Below are 20,833 nucleotides of genomic sequence, written 5' to 3' on the forward strand. Positions count from 1 at the left end.
CTTTTGTCAAACATAGGCCGTCCGGTCTCCAAATTCGCTATCCTTGTCAAAATTCGTTGATCCTATGCGATCGCTTTCGCCCGAAAGCGATGATTGCTGCTTGCTGTTCGAAGAGGTGGACTCGGAGCTGGTATTCGAAGCGGTGCCAGTTTCGGTAGATTGACCGGCGGTGCTCGACTGGTCGCTGGCGGATTTTTCAAGCTTGGCCAGTTTTGCCTCCAAGGCGGCGAGGGCCTTTTGCAGCGTTTCAGCCTCGTCAGGGTCTTTTGTATTGGCAAGCTGCGCCTTCTTCGCGGCGATCTGTGCCTCAATCTTCGCGGCATCGGCCGAGGCTGAGGAAGTTGTGGAGGTGGAGCTCAACTGAGATCCCGTTGTCGCTGCAGAGATTGCGCTGGCCATTTTACGTCTTCGTTATTCGGAAGCCAGACCATGATGCGTAGTGCATTAATTGAGCGTAAATAGTCGAACGCGCGAAATCGAATGTAATTTTTCGCGTAGCGAATGATGTATTCGAAAAATCTGCAAAACATATCAATAAATCCAGAGTGATATATGGATGCATCGAAAGATGTACTGGATAAATACAAGGGGCGCCGGTTATATTGGAAACGTCCGGACAAGAAATTTCCTAAAAATGCCTTGTTTCCGCAACGTTCGGAAACACTTTCGACGATAGTTGCTGTAAATTCATATGCGGTCCTGAGCCTTCAAATGCTCTGGTCACCCGCATGCCGGCTTCGTCAGACGCCCCCAACATGAATGGCGAAGCCGGTTTCTCTTTCTATGAGACGAATGATCAATCTTTACATACTGACATTCTAATCAGCCACGATCAGTCTCGTGAAAGAGCTGCCACAGGATCGAGCCTTGACGCATTGCGCGCCGGCAGGTAGCCGAAGGTAAGCCCGATCGCACAGGAACAGGTAAATGCGAGTGCGATGGTACTTCCCGAATAGACCATGGCGAAGTTCGACCCCAACCGGTTGAAGGCAAGGCCGAAGCCAAGCGCAAGGGCAATCCCGAGCGTGCCGCCCAGGAGGCAGACCAGCACGGCCTCGATCAGGAATTGCTGCAGTATATCCTGTCGGCGGGCACCGACTGCCATGCGAACGCCGATCTCGGCGATACGCTCGGACACCGAGACGAGCATGATGTTCATGACGCCGATACCCCCGACAAGCAGCGAGATGACGGCAATTGCGGAGACAAGCAGGGTCAGCGTCCGCGTTGTGCTTGCAATCGTCTGACGGATGTCGTCGGTATTGAGAACGAAAAAATCCTTGGTGCCGTGCCGGCGCTCCAGGAATTGCGTCACCGCGGCCTCGGCGAGCGTGCTTTCGGTATCGTCATTGACGCGCACAGTGACGCTGCGCAGCGACATATCGCCGAGGAACCGGGCCTGCACGCTGGTATAGGGAAGATAGACCGAAAGATTGTCGCTGGACCCGAAACCGCCTTGCTGCGAGGCGATGACACCGATGACGCGGACAGGCACCCGGCCAACGAATATCACCTGCCCGGTGGGGTCGAGACCCTTGCTCGCAAAGAGCGTTGTCGCCGTATTCTGATCGATCACGGCATCCTGTACCATCCGTCGCACGCCGTCTGCGTCGAACAGCCGTCCGGCCACAAGTTTCGAACCCTTGACCGAAAAATAAGCGTCGCCCACGCCATTGATCAGCGCATTGGCCTCCGTCGAGCCGAACCGGACGGTCTTGCTGGTCGAAACGGTCGGCGTGACGGCGGCGACATAGGTCAGTTTGGCCAGGGCATCGGCATCGGCGACCACCAGGGTCTTTATGCGCCCTGAACGGATATCTCCGAAACTCTTGCCAGGAAAAATCTCCAGCGTATTGGTGCCGAGATTGTTGATATTGGCCAAGACCTTGCGCTGCGATCCTTCCCCGAGCGCGACGACGCAAACGACCGAGGCTATGCCGATGATGATGCCGAGCATGGTGAGGAACGTGCGCAGCCGATGCGCCTTCAAGGCGAGGATCGCCATGAGAAAGGCCTCGCGTAACCGGTTGCCCAGCTCACGCCAGCCGTTGCCGCGCTCCTTCTCGGGCATGGAGCCGCGATCGCTAGAAACCCGCGTATTTTTGGCGGATGAGCGCCTGTCGGCGACGATGTGGCCGTCGGAAATCTCGATGACTCGCTGCGCGCGGGCCGCGACTTTCATATCGTGGGTGACGATCACTACGGTATGGCCTTCGGCATGCAGCTCGGAGAGGATGCCAAGCACTTCATCGCCGCTTTGCTGATCGAGCGCGCCGCTCGGCTCATCGGCGAGAATGACGTTGCCGTTGTTCATCAAGGCACGCGCGATGGAAACACGCTGCTGCTGTCCGCCGGAAAGCTGACCCGGCTTGTGTCCGGTCCTGTCGCCCATGCCAAGCCGGTCAAGTAGCGCTGCGGCGCGGGCATGCCGCGCCTGATTTGGCTGGTCGGCATAGATCGCCGGGACTTCGACATTGCCAAGCGCGCTCAGCTCGGAAAGCAGATGATAGCGCTGGAAGATAAAGCCGAAATGCTCTCGCCTCAGCGTCGAAAGCGCATCGCTGTCGAGCCGATGCGTCTCAGCACCGGCGATCGCATAGGCGCCGTCGGTGGGGCGGTCGATCAGGCCGATGATGTTCATGAGCGTCGATTTGCCGGAACCGGAAGGGCCGACGATGGCGACCATCTCTCCTTCGGCGATCGACAGATCGATGTCCTTCAGCACCGCAATGGTACGGTCGCCGGATTGGTATTCCCGGCTCACTCCCTTCAGTTCTATGAGTGGGGCAGCCATCGCTCAGAACCCCATGGGCGGCGGTGGCCCGCCGACACTGCTGCTGGTCGTCGTGCTTGTGCTTGCTTCGCCGATAACGACGCGCTCGCCTTGCGAAAGGCCCGACCGCACCTCGGCGGTAACGTTGTTGTTGAGGCCGATGGTGATTTTTCTGGAGGTCTGCTGTCCGTCCGCTGCGACCACCTGCACATTGTAGGATCCGTCAGCGGCTTTCGCTCCAAGCGCCGATGATGGAATGACCAGCGCATTTTTCGCCGCGCCAAGCACGATATGAACTTCAGCCGACATATAGGTGCGGAAGCGGTTGTCCTGGTTCGATACGGCGAAGATGCCGTTGTAGTAAATCGCAGACGACGATGAGGAGGAGGTCGACGTGCTGCTGGATGAGGTCGTGCTGGAAGACGTGACGCTGCTGTCACTGGTGATCGATTCCGGTGCCGGCTCAATCGATTGCAGCACGGCATCGTAGCGGGTGGCGGGATCTCCGAGGATGGTGAAATAGACCGGCTGGCCCACCTTGGTCCTGACGACGTCGGCCTCCGATATCTCGGTGCGAACGATCATTGTGTCGAGCTGGCCGAGAATGACGATCGTCGGCGCCGATTGGGCCGCATTGACCGTCTGGCCTTGCTGGTTGACGATGGCAAGCACGGTCCCGTCCATCGGCGCGGTGATGCGTGTGTAGGACAGATTTGCCCGTGCTGTCTCCACCGCGACTTCTGCTGCAACGATCTGCGCATCGAGCGCAGCGATCTGGGCGGTGATCTTCTTGACGCTGGCCTCCGCACTGTCGAGGTCCGCCTTGGAGCCGGCTTGCTTGCGAAAAATCGTCTGCTGCCGCGTCAGCGTCTGTTGTGCATTGGTAAGGTCGGCTTCGCTTTCCTCGCGCTGCGCCTTGACATTGGCAAGCGAGGCCTGAGCGGTTTTCAGGTCGTTGTTTTGCGTCGTGGAGTCGATCTCGGCAATCAGCGTATCCTTCTTGATCTCATCGCCGAGCTTGACATTCAGCGCGATAATCCGCCCCGAGACCTGCGCGCCGACCGCGACCAGCTTGACCGGTTTGAACGTCCCCGACGCAAGCACCGCTTCCTCGACATCTCCTCGCGCAACCGCGGCAGTGATGGCGGACGAGCCCTTATGGGCGAAGATACCGCCGTGAAACAGGAATGCAGCGGCGGCGGCAAGCAGAGCGAATATGGCTAAAGCCAAGCCTGGCCGCCGAAACCGGTTTTTTCGCGGGGTCCCCAGTGGCCGCGCGCGCAATAAGGCTCGGTGAGCTTCTTTCAGTTCGGTGCGTATCGTCATCGGGCTTAGGGAGTTCAGCATGGAATTATCTGGCGGCGGTCGGGCGCGGACCGCTGCTGGCGTCGACCACGGCGGGTTCGAAGGTACCGACCTCGCCTCCCAGCCTCCGCCCAGAACCGAGGGCGACATAATCGGTGGCGATCAACGCCGGGCTCTCTATCAGGGCTTCTTCCGCACTGTAAAGCGAGCGTTCGGTGGGTATTCTTGATAAGGGATTGGTCCGGGGATGCCGGGGCGGGGCTCCCCGGACCATGCCGCCTTTTCTGGGGTTGTCGCTCCTTCCAACTGACAGAGATCGGACAACTTACGTCCGGGGGGGCAATCCCTGTCGGGTGGAGATAGAATGGCTTGTCCATAAAGGCGGAAGCTTCGGCTCCTAGTGGAACCGGCCAGGACCTGGATCGAGCGACCGTTCAGCATCCTCAAGCTTCTTGAGCTGATAAGCGGTCAAAACGGAGCGAAGTGCCGCCGCTTTATCTTTCAGCACACGAGCCTTGGCAGCACGGTCCAGCATATGATCGGCGATCTCTTCGCCGAACAATTCGGACGGTTTACTCGAACCGGCATCAGGAGTTGATGGTTTGGTTTCGGTCTCCGAAACGGGCTTCGGTGGCATTTGCTCGGGAACATCGAGAAGGTCTGTCAATGCGGCGGTATAGTCCCTCCAGGCATCAAGCTGGGCGACATGGATACCGATCAGCGTTTCCATCGCCGATAGCCTGCTTGCAAGCTCCCATGCGTGATCCGGCCGAGGGGGGAAATCGGGAGGCGGCGCGTGAGGCGGCGGGAAGGGCAAACCGTTGCCAAATGCCATCATAGGGCCGCCCAACCGAGGGTCGCCGCGAAAGCCGGGGCATGGCCCTCGTTCCGATCCCATCCAAGCCGGCGGAGGTCCCATCCTCTCAGCACCGACAGGGCCCTGTTCCATGGTCGGGATTGGAGACTCCTGGGCAAGAGCCGGAACAATCATGCCGCCGATGGTTGTTGACACTAAGATTGCGACAATACGCAAGTGCCTCATGATCAGTGCCTTCGAATTCGCTTCAATTCACTGATGCAAAACTAGTCGGAGCATATAAACGGCATGCGTCTTTATGTTTCCAAGTATTTCTTCGCGGGGGATTGTTGCGAACGAAGTTTGCTGTAACCCTCTCAGCAAAAATTCATTACAAAATTTTTCTTCGTTTGTTCGTCCAGGCTTTGATATGGACGGAATGACGGATGGAGCAACCTGCGATTTGTCGCTACGTGCCTTCACGGAGAGTTCTGGAGGAATTCGTGCAACCGCAAAGATTCAGACTTCATCAAAGAATCCAAGCTAAGTTCTTTTAAAATTTTGGATAAATGATTGTGGCCTGGCAAGTTCTGATCGGCAATGTTGCAGCCGTTTCGCTTCTCATTTCGGTGTGGATGCACCTCCACTACCGGCTCTATCGTCTTTCTGAGGTCCAGGCCAAAATCGCCTTCGGTCTGATGATGGGGCTGGGAGCGATCGTTTCCATGGTGTTGTCGGTAGAGATCGATAGCGGCTACTATGTCGATCTGCGCTCGACCTTGCTCGCCGTCTCGGCTGTTTATGGCGGGCCGCTGGCTATCCTGGTCACCGGCATGCTTACGGCAATCTACCGAATCTCCATGGGTGGTGCAGGCCTTCAGCCAGGCCTGATCTCGATCGCGGTCGTGTCGCTCCTCGGGACGTCGATGCATTTCTTGTTTCGCCGGCAGCCGATGAATTTCAAGAGAATTGCCGCCTCCGCCTTCACTGTAGCTTCGGTTTCCGTGGCAATGAGCCTTGCATATCGCGGCAATGGCTCCCCGATCACAGCTCTCGGATTCATCGCTATGGGGTTCGTTGCAACCTTGGTCGCGGCCTCTGTTATCACCTACTTCCACGCCTTCACCGTCGAGCGAGACATCTTGCGGGCTGCACTTACTCAAGCGCCCGACCTCTATTATGTCAAAGATCGCAAGAGCCGTTTCCTGGTAGCCAACCTGAACGTCGCACGAAACCACGGTCGCACGAAATCGTCTGACATGGCCGGTCTGACCGATTTCGATCTCTATCCTAGCGAAATGGCGCAGGCGTTTTTCGATCGCGAACAGGAGATCATGTCGACGGGAGATCCGATGGTGGATTTCGAGGAGCCCTATGTCGTCGAAGACGGCCGAAAGCGCTGGTTTCTGACGTCAAAGGTGCCTTTGCGAGATCGCTATGGCAATTTGATCGGACTTGCCGGAGTGACGCGTGACATCACCGAGGAAAAGCGCCTGATACAAGAAGCCGTCGAAAGCAAGAATGTGCTTTCGCAGGCGATGGCGGAAATGTCTGACGGGCTCGCCATGTTCAATCCGGACGGCAAGCTGGTGTTCTGCAATGATCAGTACCGCGCCGCATTTCCTCGCTCGGGATATGCCAGAAAGCCGGGTGCGCACATTTCGGATATTGTCCGAGCCGTGGTGCGAAATGCGGAGAGGATCGATGTCAGCCCTGACGTCAACGAAGAATGGATACAGGCTTCCGCCGCGCAGCTTTTCCTGACGCGCGACACTGAAATTCCTCTGTTCGACGGACGCTGGCTCAGCCTGCGCACTCGGTTGGCGTCCGATGGATCCGCTCTGGTGGTGGTCTCGGACATCACGTCGATGAAGCATTCCGAGGAACAATTGAAGCAGCTTGCTCAGAAGATGACCGGGCTTGCCTATACCGATGCATTGACCGGTATTGCCAATCGCCGGGTATTCGACGAAGTGATCCTAACGGAGTTTGCCCGCGCACGCCGAAACAGCTCTCCCCTTAGTCTGCTGCTCATAGATATCGATCATTTCAAGAGCTTCAACGACACCTACGGTCATCTTGAGGGCGACAAATGCCTCAAGGCCATCGGCGACATTCTCCGTTCGGTTGTCACACGACCGTCCGACCTTGCGGCCCGTTTTGGGGGCGAAGAATTTGCGATCGTTCTCCCTGGAACGGACAGAGACGGCGCCTTGAGCCTCGCTGAGGTTCTGCGCTCGACCCTCAATCAACTTGCAATACCACACCGGGCAAGCAGCAAATCGATCGTGACGACCAGCATTGGCGTGGCGAACATGTCAGATGGATCGACATTCGCAAGTGTCGCCGATCTGGTGCGGGCTGCGGACCAAGCGCTCTATGGTGCCAAGACGAAGGGCCGTGATTGCATCGCAGCAGCCGGCGATCAGGCAACGGCCGCATAGTTGGATTATTCTAAATTTGCCGTCAGGTCCGCTTTCCGGGAACAAAAGCACGCTACCGAATGTTCGATGCGCGGCGAGCTTCTCCCTTAGCTCTCCAACGTGCCGCTCCCAGTGCGGCCATCAGAAGACTGTCTACGGAACGCTTCCGCTGTCAATGCAGCCTTCTATAAAGCACGGCAGGGAACACGCCATGCGCCCTTCCCACTGTTCCCTGTCGTGTCTGACATTATTGAAAAATCATTTTTCGCCGGCTCGAACGCGTTGATCGAGCCGGCACATCTCATCGCGTGGCTTCCTGGGTCTGCGGGGCGGCACGCAGTTCGTTCAGCAAGATGGCGGCCGCCCCGATTGCCGCCGGAACGGCTAGCGCGCAGAAGATGCCGCGGAAATCCCAGCCGAAGCCGAGCAGCAAACCGCCGATCGATGACCCCAGAATGCTGCCCAGCCGGCCGACGCCCAGCATCCAGCTCACACCGGTCGCACGGGCAAAGGTGGGATAGCGGCCGGGAGCGTAGGCGTTAAGACCAGTTTGGCCGCCGCTCATGAAGAAGCCGACTATGCCGACAATCAGCGCGAGGGCAACGGAGGTCAGGCCGGTGAATGCGAGCACGATCAGAGCGACGGCGCCAAGCAGATAGGATAGGGAGATCGCGCTCTTCGACCCGATCCGGTGCATGGCAAAGCCCACGACAACCGCACCGATCGTGCCGCCGAGCTGGAACATGGCGGTGACGCTGGCTGCGGTTTCGATCGGCATTCCGGCATCCTTGATCATGGTCGGCAACCAGCTTGTCGTCAGGTAGATGACCAGCAGACCCATGAAGTAGCACAGCCAGAGCGTCAGCGTGCGTATGATGAACGTGGGTGTGAAGAGGAGCGCAACAGGCTGCGCCGCGGTCACCGGTTCGTCATCCAGCGTAAATTCGGATACAGCTTTCAGGTCATGACCGGTCACGCCGGCGAGCTGATTTCGGATGCGATCGGTGGGAGCTCCGCGGACGACCATGAAGCGGGCCGATTCCGGCAGCACGAAAAACAAAATCACGGAAAGCGCGAGCGGCACGATGCCGCCGAACACGAGCACCGAATGCCAGCCGAACGTCGGCAGCAGGTATGCCGCGACAAAGCCGATGATCGCCGAGCCGAAGTTGAAGCCGGTGAACATGATCGCCAGAATAACGGAGCGCTTTTGCTCTGGCACATATTCCGACAGCAGCGTTGTCGTATTGGGCATTGCGGCGCCTAGGCCGAGGCCGGTCAGAAAACGGAGTACCGCCATCTCAGTGGGAGTTTGAGTGAGCGCCGTAAGCAGGCTTAAGACGCCGAAGGCGAAGACCGAGCCGAGCAATACGCGGCGGCGTCCGAACCAATCGGAAGACGAACCTGCAAAGATCGCGCCGATGGCCAGGCCAACCGGCGCCGCAGCCATAACAAAGCCAAAGGCGGGCTTGGAGATGCCCCAGTCGCCCGTGATGGCGGGAGCAAGAAAGCCCATGATCGCGACGTCCATGCCGTCGCAGAAGACGATGAGGAAGCAGAGAACAGTCAGTGTCCATTGCATTCGCGACATCGGGCGGCTGTTGATGTAAGACCTGATCTCCAGGACGGCTGGCTGTGTCATGTACTCCTCCGACATGATGGTTGCGCGTGTCCGCACGAGGCTGATGGCCGGGCGCTCTCGAACAGCGTTGTGCTTGGATCATCCAGGCATCGATCCGCTCGAGGAATGGCTTTGCGAAAGCGTTTGATCGACGCTTGCCGTCAACCTCCTCTGCCCCTCGCGCTTCGTTGACGGGCCAAGCAGTACGCGTCTTGCACCATCACCTCCAATCCAATCAGAGGTCCGGGGTATAAGCAGGGGCTATAGAGTGCCAGCGCTCGCTGTGAGGTGGTTCCGCAAAATCGAAACCGTCCAAGCCTTCGCAATGCCGCGTCGCAACGCCGAGCGGCTAAGGAATCGTCCCACCTCTTGAAGGAACCGTATCATGCAGACGCAGATTGAGGCGGCGCATATACCCTGTGGTATGCGTTCGAGAAAAGCGTCTTAAGGGTAGGCTATAGGTGGCGGCTTTGTCTCGCGCCGGCTTCCTCACGGATCTCGTCGAGAAAAGCGGCTTGAGCCGCTGTGGGCAGCCATCCCTTGCGTATGGTGATCCCGATCGGCCGTTCGGTATGGGCGAGATCGAAGGGCAGGGATGCCATAAGGCCGCGCTCGATCTCCGCTGCCGCCTGGCCGCCCGAGATGAAACCGAGATGATCGCTCTGGTCGAGTAGCTCGCGCATGAGGATCAGCGAGCTGGACTCGACCACGCTTTTCGGTCCCGGCGATTGCCCTTGGAACAAGGCGTCGAAATGGGCTCTTATCGGCGTGCCGCTGGTTGCGACAACCCAAGGGTAGGATGCCAGATCGCCTATGCATATCGAGGACTTTCCGACGAGCGGATGACGCTTGCCCGCGACGATCACCACGATGTCGTTGAACAGCGTTTCCTGCTCGACATCATCGATGGGAAGGGGATTGCGCATCGCTCCGATCAGGAAATCGATCTCGCCGCGCCGCAGGCCACCGAGCAGTTCGGCATAGACGCCCTCGACTACCTTGATCGGCAGCTTCGGCCGCTTCTTGCGAAACCGGGCGATCGCCGACGGCAGGATGAAGGAGCGCGAAAGGGGCATGCCGCCCACAACGATCAGCCCGGCCTCCTGTGCACGGGCTTCGGAAAGATCCGCCTCTGCCTGATGCAATTCGGCGAAGGCGAGGCGGGTCGCCTGCGCCAGGTTCTGCGCCAGGCGCGTGGCAACCATTCCATAGGACGTTCTCTCGAACAGGGGACGCGCGGCCTCCTTTTCGAGCTGGCTAACGGCGCGATGGACGGTCGGCTGCGCCACCCCGAGCCGCCGTGCCGCAAGCGTAAAATTCTCGAGCTCCCTGACGGCGACCAGGGCTTCGAGCTGCGCCGAGGTGGCCGTAACCTTGAGCCTGGACGCGAGCTCGGTCAGCGCGGGATCTAGATAGGAGAAGGCACGCCTCACGCGCAGAACCAGGAGCTTGCCCTCATCGTTGATGAAGAGGCCATGCGGCGAACGCGTGAACAACGCATATCCAAGCGTCTTTTCGATCTTGGATATGGCCTGCGTGACCGCCGGCTGGGATACGTAGCAGATGTCAGCGGCGCGTGTGACGGAGCCCGTTTCGACGACGGCCAGGAAAACGCGCAGGTGCCGCAGATTGTGCCTCATCGGATCGCCGCAGCTCCCTTGTCCCTTTCCTCATCCATCCGTTTGAGGATGCTGTCGGCTCGGCTGGCAAGGTCGTCGTCGATATCCGCCGGGGCGAAGAGTGCTGCAATCTCATCCTGCCAATCGGCGATGGCTGCCGACATCCTGTCCGGAAGCCCGAGGTCACGGACAGTGGCGGCAACCTCCCGCATCTCGGCCGCTCGGCGGGCGCCATGCACCATCATTCGTTCGAGGTTGTAGGAGCTGCGCTTGGCCCAATCTATGCCGGGATCGGAAGCCTGCAACGAAGCGATAACGGCGTTTTCCACGCCGGCACGGCGGGCGGCGAGCATCGATTCAGCCGTCAGTGCTTCCAGGCCTTTGATGATGACGGAACGCAGCATCTTGATCGAAGATGCTTGCCCCACCTTCTCACCCGCAGGCTTCGGCTTCATTCCGAGATGCTCAAGCGCCTCGATCGCCGCTTCGGCATGGGGACCGGAAACCAAAAGTGGCGTCAGATGGCGGGCCGGATGCACGGGCGACATGACGGCGACATCGACATAACAACCGCCTGCCGCTTCGATCGCTTCGGCTGCGATGATTTTGGCGGAGGGCGAACAAGAATTGCAGTCGAAATAGAGAGCGCCGGCCTTGAGCCATTTGGCCGCCTCTTGTGCGGCGGGCAAAGCCTGATCGGCTGTGACGAGGCTGAAGATGATCTCGGCGTCAGAGAGTGATTGCCGGGCTTCATAGGCATGTTGGACGTCGAGTTCGGCGCAGGCCGCTACGATTTGGCCGGCGCTGAGCGAATCGGCGATCTTGATGTCATAGGCGACAACAACCGCGCCGTCAGGTCGTGTCCAGCCCGATGCAAATGCGCATGCTGCTTCGCCGAATCCGATCATGCTGATCTTGAAGTGGTTCATCATCCGTCAATCCCGCGACCAATCCATCAGTGCTCGCTTTAGACCAACAAAGATCGCCTCGCCATTCGTTATAGCAAAAACTTATGGACAAGGCGCCGAAAGAAAATTGGCAAACTGGTGGTTCGGAGCGACATACGGTTTCGAAAAACAGGAGGTTTCGATGTCCGACAAGAACACCGCGTTGGTGATCAGCGCCCATGCTGCAGATTTCGTCTGGCGCTGTGGAGGGGCGATCGCCCTGCATGCCGACAAGGGTTATGAGGTCACCGTCGTCTGCTTGTCCTTCGGCGAGCGCGGCGAGTCCGCCAAGCTCTGGAAACAGAAGGACATGACGCTCGAGCGCGTCAAGGCTGCCCGGCGTGCCGAGTCGGAAAAGGCCGCGCAGGCGCTCGGCGTCCATGACCTGATCTGCTTCGACCTCGGCGACTATCCCCTGCGCATGACGGACGACGACAAGTATCGCCTCGTCGACGTCATCCGCAAGGTGCAGCCCTCCTTCATGCTGAGCCACTCGCAATATGATCCCTACAATACCGACCATATGTATGCGACGCAGATCGCGCTCGAAACCCGCATGATCGCGCAGGCCTGGGGTCACAATCCCGGCGAAAGCATCCTCGGCGCGCCGCAGCTCTACCTGTTCGAACCGCATCAGACGGAGCAGATGGGTTGGAAGCCGGACGTGTTCCTCGACATCACCGCTGTCTGGGATAAGAAGCGCGCTGCCATCGAGTGCATGGAAGGGCAGGAGCATCTCTGGGAATTCTATACCCGTGTTGCCCAGAACCGCGCCAACCATTTCCAGCGCAATTCCGGCGGCCAATCCGGCGGCCGTGCGGCCCAATATGCGGAAGGTTTTCAGTCGGTTTTCCCGCGCACGGTCGACGAGCTCTGATGACGCTCTCGGGAGGAGCTTGAAATGGAACCGTGTTTCGACATCGCCCATCTCGGTCACGTCGAGATGTTCACCGACAAATATGACGAGAGCCTCGATTTCTTCGTCAATGTCTACGGATTGACCTTGGCGGGCGAGGACGAAAGTTCTGCCTATCTGCGTGGCTGGGACGACTACGAGTTCCACACGCTGAAACTGACGCGCCATGAGACGACCGGGATTGGGCACGTTGCCTACAGGGTCTCGTCGCCGGAAGCGCTTGAACGGCGCGTCAAGGCAATCGAGGCAAGCGGTTTCGATGTGCTCGGCTGGGTGGACGGCGATATGGGCCATGGCAGGGCGTTCCGATTCAAGGATCCTTTCGGCCATGTCTTCGAAATCTATTGGGAGACGGTCCGCTACGATCCGCCGCCGGAGGAGCGGCCGAAGCTCAAGAATCTCGCCCAGCGTTATCATGCGCGGGGCTGCCATCCGCGCCGTCTCGATCACCTGAACCTGCTCGCGGCCGACGTGTCCGAGTTCCGCAAGTTCATGGAGACCTGTCTCGGATCGCGCGTGACGGAAATGATCCAGCTCGACAATGGCCGTCTCGGCGGGTGCTGGTTCACGGTCAACAACAAGACCTATGACCTTGCCTGCACAGAAGAACACGGCGGCGGCGATGGGCGCCTCCACCATGTAACTTATGCGACCGACACGCGGGAGGAAATCCTGCGTGCGGCCGACATTTTCCTCGAAAACGGCATCCACATCGAGACCGGGCCTCACAAGCACGCGATCCAGGGGACTTTCTTCCTCTATGTCTGGGAGCCGGCAGGCAACCGGGTCGAGCTCGCCAATTCCGGCGCACGGCTGATCCTCGCACCCGACTGGCAACCCGTCGTCTGGACCGAGGCCGAGCGAAAGAAGGGCCAGGCCTGGGGTCTGAAGACAATCGAAACTTTCCATACGCACGGGACACCGCCCGCAAAGAAGCAAGGAGACCATTGATGGGAGTCGTCGTTCAGAACATCTCGCGCACTGAACCTGACCTGATCGGAAGGCTTGCCAGGGCAGGGGTTGCGACCGTCCACGAGGCGCAGGGCCGAAAGGGAATGTTGGCAAGCTACATGCGCCCGATCTATTCCGGCGCGCAGGTTGCGGGATCGGCGGTGACGATTTCAGCGCCTCCCGGCGATAACTGGATGGTCCACGTGGCGATCGAGCAGCTCAGGGAAGGAGACATTCTTGTCCTTGCGCCGACATCGCCTTGCGACAATGGTTATTTTGGCGATCTGCTCGCGACCTCGGCCATGGCGGGCGGCTGCCGCGGTCTTGTGATCGATGCAGGTGTTCGCGATGTGCGGGACCTGACACAAATGGGCTTTCCCGTCTGGTCGAAGGCGGTCTCCGCGCAGGGGACCGTCAAGGAGACGCTTGGCTCGGTGAATGTCCCGGTCGTCTGCGCCGGCGCCCATATCGAGGCTGGCGATGTCATCGTTGCAGATGATGACGGCGTCTGCGTCGTCAAGCGGGCCGAAGTGGCGGACGTGGTGGCAGCGGCGGAGAAGCGGCTTGCCAACGAAGAAGCCAAACGCAAGCGTCTGGCATCTGGTGAACTGGGCCTCGATATCTACGGCATGCGCGAAGCGCTGGCGGCAAAGGGGCTCAAATATGTATGAGGAGGGCATCCCCTGCTTGTGGATGCGCGGCGGCACGTCGAAGGGCGCCTATTTTCTCGCCGAGCACCTGCCGACCGACAAGGCGGAACGCGACGATCTCCTGCTCAGGATCATGGGCTCGCCCGATCCGCGCCAGATCGACGGCATTGGCGGGGCGGACCCGCTGACCTCGAAGGTCGCCGTGCTGTCTGCGTCCACGCGCGCAGACGCAGATGTGGATTACCTCTTCCTGCACGTCTTCGTCGATCAGGCGCTGGTGAGCGATGCGCAGGGATGCGGCAACATCCTTGCAGGTGTCGGCCCCGCCGCCATAGAGCGCGGTCTGGTGAAACCGACTGGGGATATTACTGAAGTTCGCATCCACATGCTCAACTCGGGCGAGGTCGCGGTCGCCAAGATCGGGACGCCGAACGGGCGGGTGAACTACGCCGGAACCGCCTCGATTGCGGGCGTACCGGGCACGCATGCCGCCGTTCCGCTGCTGTTTACGAACATTGCGGGAGCGATGTGCGGCGCATTGCTGCCGACAGGCAACGAGATCGATATCATCGATGGCGTCGAAGCAACTCTCATCGACAACGGCATGCCCTGCGTGATCATGCGGGCGTCCGACTTCGGCCTGACTGGAAAAGAGAGTCGCGAGGAACTTGAGGCGAAGGCAGAGGTCAAATCGCGGATCGAGGCTATCCGGCTCAAGAGCGGACCTATGATGAAACTCGGCGAGGTCACGATCGCATCCGTTCCGAAAATGATCCTGGTCTCTTCGCCCGAAAATGGCGGCGCCATATCCACGCGCAGTTTCATCCCGCACCGCGTCCATGCTTCCGTCGGTGTGCTTGCGGCGGTGACGGTCGCGACGGCCACACGCCTGAAGAATAGCCCGGCAGGAAAAATGGTGAACGCGCCGGCAGACGGTCGCTACGAGATCGAGCATCCGACGGGAAGCATGGAGGTGTTCCTGGATCTGGACAGTCAGGGAGAGATAAAGGGAGCAGGCACGATCCGTACTGCGCGAAAGCTGTTCGACGGCAGGGTTTTTCCGCGCTGAGGGCGCTGATTTCAGGATGAGGAAATGGGATTTCAAGCTCAAGTAGGATAATCTAATGGTCAGTGTTTCCTAAGTGAACGAATATTATAAATCAATAATACAGTGAAAGCTCATTCGTATAATGGAGATGTACTGATGAGGTTGAGGTTTTGGGTGGAGCTATTCTTAAAATCATTGGTTATCATAAAGTAAAATTTAACTAAAAACTTATTAAAAGTCCTCAGTTCGGTGAATGCCTGACAGAGGTGGATAATGAGGAAAACCATATTTGCTGCTTTCGTGATGGCGATGTGCGCCTCCACTGCGAGCGCACAAACGATCGGCGTAGCAATGTCCGATCTGGATAAATTCCGGGCGATGGTGCTGAACGGCGTCCTTTCGCATGGAAAAACGATTTCCGGGCTGAAGCTGGTCTCGCAAAATGCCAAGGGCGACAACGAGCTTCAGAAGAAGCAGGTCCAACAGATGATCGCCGATAAGGTCGACGCCATCATCATTGCCGTCTCCGACGGCGACCTCGGACCGCAGATGACCAAGCTTGCGGCGGACGCCCATATCCCGTTGATCTACATCAATAACGTTCCTTCGAATCTCTCCGACTTGCCGGAAAATCAGGTTGTCGTCGCGTCCGACGAAGCGGAATCGGGAACGTTGGAAACCAAGCAGGTCTGCTCTCTCCTGCAGGGCAAGGGACGTGTCGTGGTGTTGATGGGCGAGCCCTTCCACCAAGCCGCCCGGGCCCGCACTCAGGATATCGACAACGTCATTGCCACGCCTGAATGCAAAGGCCTGCAGGTCGTCGAGCGGCAAGCCGCCTATTGGTCGCGGGATTATGCCGATCAGCAGATGCAGGAATGGCTAACGGCCGGGGTGAAGTTCGACGCGGTTATCGCCAATAACGACGAGATGGCGCTCGGCGCGATCCGGGCCATGAAGCGGAATGGCATGTCGATGAAAGATGTCATTGTTGCAGGCGTCGATGCAACCGACGACGCCCTCGCCGCGATGGAGGCGGGCGATCTCGATGTGACGATCCTTCAAAGTGCGGTCGGACAGGGCGCGACGGCAGTCGATGCGGCAATCAAGCTCATCAATGGCCAGCAAGTGCCGCGCGTCAACAATGTGCCGTTCGAACTCGTCACGCCCCAGAATATCGCCCAATACCAGCCGAAGAGCCAGTGAGCAAAAGAGGATTATGATGTTGCGCTTTTGGAATAAACTTGGCATCCGCGCACAGATTACGGCCGGTTTCCTGCCGCTGATCCTGCTCATGAGCTTGCTGTCGGTCAACGCGATTTCCGGTATGGGCGGACTTTCGTCCATCTTCTCCTCTTATCGCGGTACCGCGGGTCAGAGCCTTGCCATTTCGGATCACAGCAACCAGCTCCACGAAATCCAGATGTCGGTGGAAGCTTTCAGATCCAACCCGACACAGGAAATCGTGGACCGCTTCCGCGCAGGGGTTAAGGCATTTGCCGCTGAAGACCAACGCTTTGCCGGCAACAGTTCTCTGGAGACGGGCATGGCGACCATCCGCCAGGATGTTGACGCCTATGGCAAGGCTTTCGAGCAGGTCGTAACCCTTCACTCCCGGCGCGACGCCCTGATCGCCAAGGTCACCGAGTTCGGTCCTTGGACCAGCATTGCGCTCAACGACGTGATGCGCAGTGCATGGAGGCAGAACGATGTGACGCTGCTGCATATGACCGGCGCGACGCTCGAAGCCTTGAACCGTAGCCTCTATTTCTCCGAGCGCTTTATCCACTCAGGTGATCTGGCGTCCTACGACATTGCCCAGGCGGCGCTGAACGACGCCATGGCTTTGAACGACGACGCCGCCAAGGCTGCGAAGGGCGAACTGCAGCACAAACGTATTCTCGGTGCCGGTCGGCTCATGCAGAACTATACAGGCCGCCTTGGCGACGTCAGGGACGTGATGCTGGCGACCAACAAGATCCGCGATAACGAACTTAATGTTCTGGCGCCGAAAATCGCCACCGGCTTTAGAGATCTGCAGGCGACGGTCATGGATGCACAGAAGGCTCTCGACGGTTCGGTCGATACCACGGTTGCGTCTGCGACCCGCTCGACGCTGGTAATCAGCGGGCTTCTGATAGTGATCGGTCTCGTACTCGCCTATTTCATCGGGCGACTGATTTCCTCTGCTGTCCGCAAGATGGCATGGACGATGGAGCGCCTTGCCCGTGGCGACGACACAATGACGATCGAAGGTACTGAACATCGTCACGAGCTCGGCGCCATGGCACGTTCGCTGAAGGTCTTCCAAGAGACCGGACATGCCAAGGTCGTCGCGGAAGCCAATGCCGAGCGCGCTCGGCTCGCGGCCGAAGAAGAGCGCCTGCGCCAGGAAGCCGAGCGGCTTTCGGATGCCCAGGTGATGGAACATGCCTTCCAGCAGATTTCTCTCGGTCTCGATGCACTCGCGAAGGGTGATCTTACGGTGCGTGTCGGTGAGGTTGACCGCCGTTACGTCCGCATTCGGGATCATTTCAACAGCGCCGTCTCCAGCCTGGAGGAGGCGGTGGACTCCGTCATTCGCGCTGTCGGCACGATCAGGTCGGGCCTCACGGAAATCTCCTCCGCATCCCACGATCTTGCACGCCGTACGGAACAGCAAGCCGCTTCGATCGAGGAAACGGTCGCGGCCCTGGGCGATGTCACACGGGGAGTCAATGGCACGGCGGAAGGGGCAAGTCATGCTCAGAGCGCCGTGGCGACCGCCCGTGCCAATGCGGAGAACGGCGGCGCGATCGTCGCCCGCGCGATTGACGCGATGACCGAGATTCAAAATTCCTCGTCCAAGATCGGCAATATTATCGGCGTTATCGACGAAATTGCCTTCCAGACCAACCTGCTCGCCCTCAATGCTGGCGTGGAAGCGGCGCGTGCGGGAGAGGCAGGCAAGGGCTTTGCAGTCGTCGCCCAAGAGGTGCGTGAACTCGCGCAGCGGTCGGCCAGTGCAGCGAGAGAGATCAAGGAACTGATCTCCACCTCTTCCGCCCAAGTCACGACCGGTGTGCAGCTTGTCGGGGAATCCGGCACTTCGCTCGAACAAATCGTCGAGCAGGTCATTGCCATGAGCTCAACCGTCGCCCAGATCGCTGTTGCGGCTCGTGAGCAGGCGGCAAGCTTGAGAGAAGTCTCGGCTGCCGGTGATCAAATGGATAAGGTCACCCAGCAAAACGCAGCCATGGTGGAAGAGACGACGGCAGCCGCCCAGAGCCTGACCCAAGAGACCGAGAACCTTGCCGACCTCGTGCAACGATTCAGGACGCGCAGTGCGGCTCAATCCACGCACCGGCTCTATGCAATGGCGTCTTAACGCTTAGGCAAAACAACTGCGAAATATCTGAGCCCGCCGCGTGCTACAAGCGCGGCGGGCTCAAGCTCCGGTGACCCGCGCTACACCTTGAGCTGCGGCCACGAAGACCGCAGCTTATAAATGAATATCCGTGAGCTAAGTTCCCTGCGATCAACGCTCGGCGGACGGCACAATCGACAAATTGTCTTCCTTATTGGTCGCGAGTAGCCGCGCTGCCCAGCGCGTTTTTATGCATCCTTTTGAATCGTCGCGCGTTCTCCTGTGATCCAGCAAAGCCGCATGAGGGCGATGCTTGCGACCATTGTGATACCTTTTCTATGAAGGAGCCCGAGATGAACGCTTCTAGGCAGCCGGAAGGCTTTAGCACGGATGCCGAGCTGCAGGCGCATCTCGCCGCGCTCGAGGCTGATGCGCCGGCGGAAGAGGGGTTTCAAAACTCCATCGACGATATGAGTGGCGAACGCCAGCGCCTTGATGCTCTCAAAAGCGATATCGCCGATGTCAGAGACGAGATCGAAAATTTGCGTGAGCGCTTGGCTGCCGTTGCCCAGCAGGCGACAACCGTCGTCAGAACGAACCTCGATTGGGCAGATGCGAGCGCCCACGCCCAGCTCGGCCCCTATCCATGGGCAAAACTTGCAGGTGCGATGGCAATGACCTTTGTCTCCGTCCGCCTGTTGAAACGATTGCCGCTCGGAAGGATCGCAAGTGTAGCGATACCGCTGATCATGAGTTGGCCTGACGAAAAATCGTAACAGCGCTCGATTGGAACGTAGCGCTGCTCCGGCAGGATTGCGCGCGAAGATAAGCAATTGCCACCACTTGCGCGTTCGATATGCGGAATTTGTCGCAACTGAAGGTTTCTGAAACTCAGCCCCGCAGCCGGAAACCACCGCCACCGGCTATCCTATCCTATCTTGCCGCTTCACTCCCGATAAGAGCGGAGCGCATAAATATATGCCACCACCGCGGCGGTGCCGACGGCTAGAAGAGGTCGTTCCCTTACGCGTTCCCGAAAATTGTCGAGCATGCTGCCCGCCGTTGATGGAGATTCCGCTTCGGGGTCGCGCCAGGACCTCTCGTGAGAGAAAAGTCCCTGCCGCCCACTTCGCCTCTGGCGAACTTGGTCGTCAGTCAGCCGACCGTCGGGACCGGCCGAGAAATCAGCTTGACGTTTCACCCGCTGGGCCTCCTCCGCATCAGCGCGGCCTGATGGAATGTCGCTGTGGGTAACAGACACCGGGTCCGAAGCCGGAAAGGTATCCTCGAGACCTTGTTGGAGCTGACCCTTGCTGGCCCTTCGCCGCTGCGCGGCCTGCTCCAGCTTCATGGATTCCACTGCAGGGGATGTTTTCGAGTTGTCTGGCATGACTTGCTCTCCTTCAAGAATGGCCGAGGCCGGCAGTATGACGCCGCCGAGTGACCTCGCGCCCGCCGGGCAAACGACATTGCATTCATTATCTCCTCGCCGTGGGCAGTCAGTGTTTCGTCTCCGACCCATCGACCGGTGGATACGGTTGACCCGGATCGAAATTGCCATTGCTGAGCGCATCATAGGCGTTGAGGCTTCCGCCGCCGTCCCGCGTGCCGAATGCAGTGAGCTGAACCATCATCACCTTGGCCTGATCGATCGCTGCAATATCATCCATCTGCACGCCGCCGCTGTTGATCTGAACGGAAACGGCTTCGCCTCCCTCGCCGGAGAACTGGACCTTCAGCATGTTTCCTTCGCGGATGACCTTGGTGTCCGTGAGATGCATTTTTGTGCTCCTTGCCATGAGAACACAACTCGGCTGACGGCTCGCGGTTCCCTGGCCTTTTATTGATGATCGGGGGGATCATGGGGGCGCAGCGGCGGCCTATGATGCCGCACCGCTGAAACGCGAGTTCCGGAAAATGAAATCCCGAACACGCGCTGACTCCACCAGGGCAAAAAGACATCATTCCTAAGGTCCTTTCCTGGTTGGGAGGGGTTGAGCCTTCGGCAGATTCTTCGGTCGCCCCCGGGAACATACATTCTCTCAACCGATTAGGTCTGCGCACCCCAATTCAGAGGAACGACAGCGAGGAATCCAATGAGGAAAATCTTACTAGTGTCGGCCGCTCTTCTCATGGCCGCTTCGGCAGGCTTCGCACAAAGCCAGAAGCCGACGACCACGCAGGAGACACCCGCGGTCGCGACCCCCGACACAAAGAACCCCGGAGCACCGGTACAGGGCAAGAACAGCTTCACCGAAGGCCAGGCTAAATCGCGAATGGAAGAGGCCGGCTATACCAACATCACCAACCTGCAGCTCGATGATCAAGGTGTGTGGCGAGCATCCGCGATGAAGGGCTCGAAGACAGTCCAGGTTGCGCTGGATTACCAGGGCAACATCGTCACGAAGTGAATGGCCGTCACAATCAAGAACACGAAGAAA

Annotated in this window: 19 protein-coding genes; 9 read left to right on the plus strand and 10 right to left on the minus strand. The window is 58.9% G+C overall.

The genetic code is table 11. The features are described 5' to 3' along the window. Window positions 1-6: 6 nt before the first annotated feature. The 5 genes from NXC24_RS26650 to NXC24_RS35940 all read right to left on the minus strand — a co-directional run bounded on the left by NXC24_RS26650 (window position 7) and on the right by NXC24_RS35940 (window position 4,808). Complete coding sequence (locus tag NXC24_RS26650; protein WP_104826405.1) at window positions 7-399, minus strand: hypothetical protein; 393 nt, start codon at window positions 397-399, stop codon at window positions 7-9. Window positions 400-832: 433 nt separating this feature from the next. Further along, entirely contained in the window at window positions 833-2,794 is a 1,962-nt protein-coding gene (locus NXC24_RS26655) for a MacB family efflux pump subunit (RefSeq protein WP_104826406.1), read from the minus strand. Between the two features lie 3 nt (window positions 2,795-2,797). Further along, window positions 2,798-4,120, minus strand: a complete 1,323-nt coding sequence (locus NXC24_RS26660) for an efflux RND transporter periplasmic adaptor subunit (RefSeq protein ID WP_245464162.1) — start codon at window positions 4,118-4,120, stop codon at window positions 2,798-2,800. Window positions 4,121-4,124: 4 nt separating this feature from the next. Then, window positions 4,125-4,352 (minus strand): hypothetical protein, encoded by a 228-nt coding sequence (locus tag NXC24_RS35285; protein WP_158704561.1) that lies wholly within the window; start codon window positions 4,350-4,352, stop codon window positions 4,125-4,127. Window positions 4,353-4,475: 123 nt separating this feature from the next. Further along, window positions 4,476-4,808, minus strand: a complete 333-nt coding sequence (locus NXC24_RS35940; protein ID WP_245464163.1) for a hypothetical protein — start codon at window positions 4,806-4,808, stop codon at window positions 4,476-4,478. Between the two features lie 635 nt (window positions 4,809-5,443). Between NXC24_RS35940 and NXC24_RS26675 the strand changes: the two genes are divergently transcribed. Continuing rightward, window positions 5,444-7,318: a diguanylate cyclase gene (locus tag NXC24_RS26675; protein ID WP_245464164.1), complete on the plus strand. Its 1,875-nt coding sequence runs from the start codon at window positions 5,444-5,446 to the stop codon at window positions 7,316-7,318. Window positions 7,319-7,598: 280 nt separating this feature from the next. Here NXC24_RS26675 and NXC24_RS26680 read toward each other — a convergent pair whose 3' ends face one another. The 3 genes from NXC24_RS26680 to NXC24_RS26690 all read right to left on the minus strand — a co-directional run bounded on the left by NXC24_RS26680 (window position 7,599) and on the right by NXC24_RS26690 (window position 11,469). Beyond that, window positions 7,599-8,939, minus strand: coding sequence for an MFS transporter (locus tag NXC24_RS26680; protein WP_104826409.1), 1,341 nt, complete (start codon window positions 8,937-8,939; stop codon window positions 7,599-7,601). Window positions 8,940-9,373: 434 nt separating this feature from the next. Continuing rightward, a complete protein-coding gene (locus tag NXC24_RS26685) occupies window positions 9,374-10,558 on the minus strand; it encodes a LysR family transcriptional regulator (protein ID WP_104826410.1) in 1,185 nt (394 codons plus the stop codon). Continuing rightward, on the minus strand, window positions 10,555-11,469 hold the full coding sequence (locus tag NXC24_RS26690; protein ID WP_245464165.1) for an NAD(P)-dependent oxidoreductase: 915 nt from the start codon (window positions 11,467-11,469) through the stop codon (window positions 10,555-10,557). The genes NXC24_RS26685 and NXC24_RS26690 overlap by 4 nt, the downstream gene beginning before the upstream one ends. A 157-nt stretch (window positions 11,470-11,626) precedes the next feature. Between NXC24_RS26690 and NXC24_RS26695 the strand changes: the two genes are divergently transcribed. The 7 genes from NXC24_RS26695 to NXC24_RS26725 all read left to right on the plus strand — a co-directional run bounded on the left by NXC24_RS26695 (window position 11,627) and on the right by NXC24_RS26725 (window position 19,168). Then, window positions 11,627-12,361, plus strand: a complete 735-nt coding sequence (locus tag NXC24_RS26695; protein WP_104826411.1) for a PIG-L deacetylase family protein — start codon at window positions 11,627-11,629, stop codon at window positions 12,359-12,361. Window positions 12,362-12,385: 24 nt separating this feature from the next. Then, window positions 12,386-13,351 (plus strand): VOC family protein, encoded by a 966-nt coding sequence (locus NXC24_RS26700; RefSeq protein WP_104826412.1) that lies wholly within the window; start codon window positions 12,386-12,388, stop codon window positions 13,349-13,351. Continuing rightward, complete coding sequence (locus tag NXC24_RS26705; protein ID WP_104826413.1) at window positions 13,351-14,022, plus strand: 4-carboxy-4-hydroxy-2-oxoadipate aldolase/oxaloacetate decarboxylase; 672 nt, start codon at window positions 13,351-13,353, stop codon at window positions 14,020-14,022. Before NXC24_RS26700 ends, NXC24_RS26705 begins: the two co-directional genes overlap by 1 nt. Further along, a complete protein-coding gene (locus NXC24_RS26710; protein WP_104826414.1) occupies window positions 14,015-15,070 on the plus strand; it encodes a 4-oxalomesaconate tautomerase in 1,056 nt (351 codons plus the stop codon). The genes NXC24_RS26705 and NXC24_RS26710 overlap by 8 nt, the downstream gene beginning before the upstream one ends. 252 nt (window positions 15,071-15,322) lie before the next feature. Continuing rightward, window positions 15,323-16,252, plus strand: coding sequence for a substrate-binding domain-containing protein (locus NXC24_RS26715; protein WP_104826415.1), 930 nt, complete (start codon window positions 15,323-15,325; stop codon window positions 16,250-16,252). A gap of 16 nt (window positions 16,253-16,268) precedes the next feature. After that, entirely contained in the window at window positions 16,269-18,413 is a 2,145-nt protein-coding gene (locus NXC24_RS26720) for a methyl-accepting chemotaxis protein (RefSeq protein WP_104827848.1), read from the plus strand. Between the two features lie 332 nt (window positions 18,414-18,745). Further along, on the plus strand, window positions 18,746-19,168 hold the full coding sequence (locus NXC24_RS26725; protein ID WP_104826416.1) for a hypothetical protein: 423 nt from the start codon (window positions 18,746-18,748) through the stop codon (window positions 19,166-19,168). A 170-nt stretch (window positions 19,169-19,338) separates the two neighbouring features. Here NXC24_RS26725 and NXC24_RS26730 read toward each other — a convergent pair whose 3' ends face one another. Together NXC24_RS26730 and NXC24_RS26735 are read right to left on the minus strand one after the other, a co-directional pair. Then, window positions 19,339-19,782 (minus strand): hypothetical protein, encoded by a 444-nt coding sequence (locus tag NXC24_RS26730; protein WP_104826417.1) that lies wholly within the window; start codon window positions 19,780-19,782, stop codon window positions 19,339-19,341. Window positions 19,783-19,891: 109 nt separating this feature from the next. Beyond that, on the minus strand, window positions 19,892-20,173 hold the full coding sequence (locus NXC24_RS26735) for a hypothetical protein (RefSeq protein ID WP_104826418.1): 282 nt from the start codon (window positions 20,171-20,173) through the stop codon (window positions 19,892-19,894). Between the two features lie 315 nt (window positions 20,174-20,488). On the opposite strand from NXC24_RS26735, the gene NXC24_RS26740 reads away from it, so the two are divergent. Further along, entirely contained in the window at window positions 20,489-20,803 is a 315-nt protein-coding gene (locus tag NXC24_RS26740) for a hypothetical protein (protein WP_104826419.1), read from the plus strand. Window positions 20,804-20,833 lie beyond the last annotated feature (30 nt).

The organism is Rhizobium sp. NXC24 (assembly GCF_002944315.1).
Classification (GTDB): domain Bacteria; phylum Pseudomonadota; class Alphaproteobacteria; order Rhizobiales; family Rhizobiaceae; genus Rhizobium.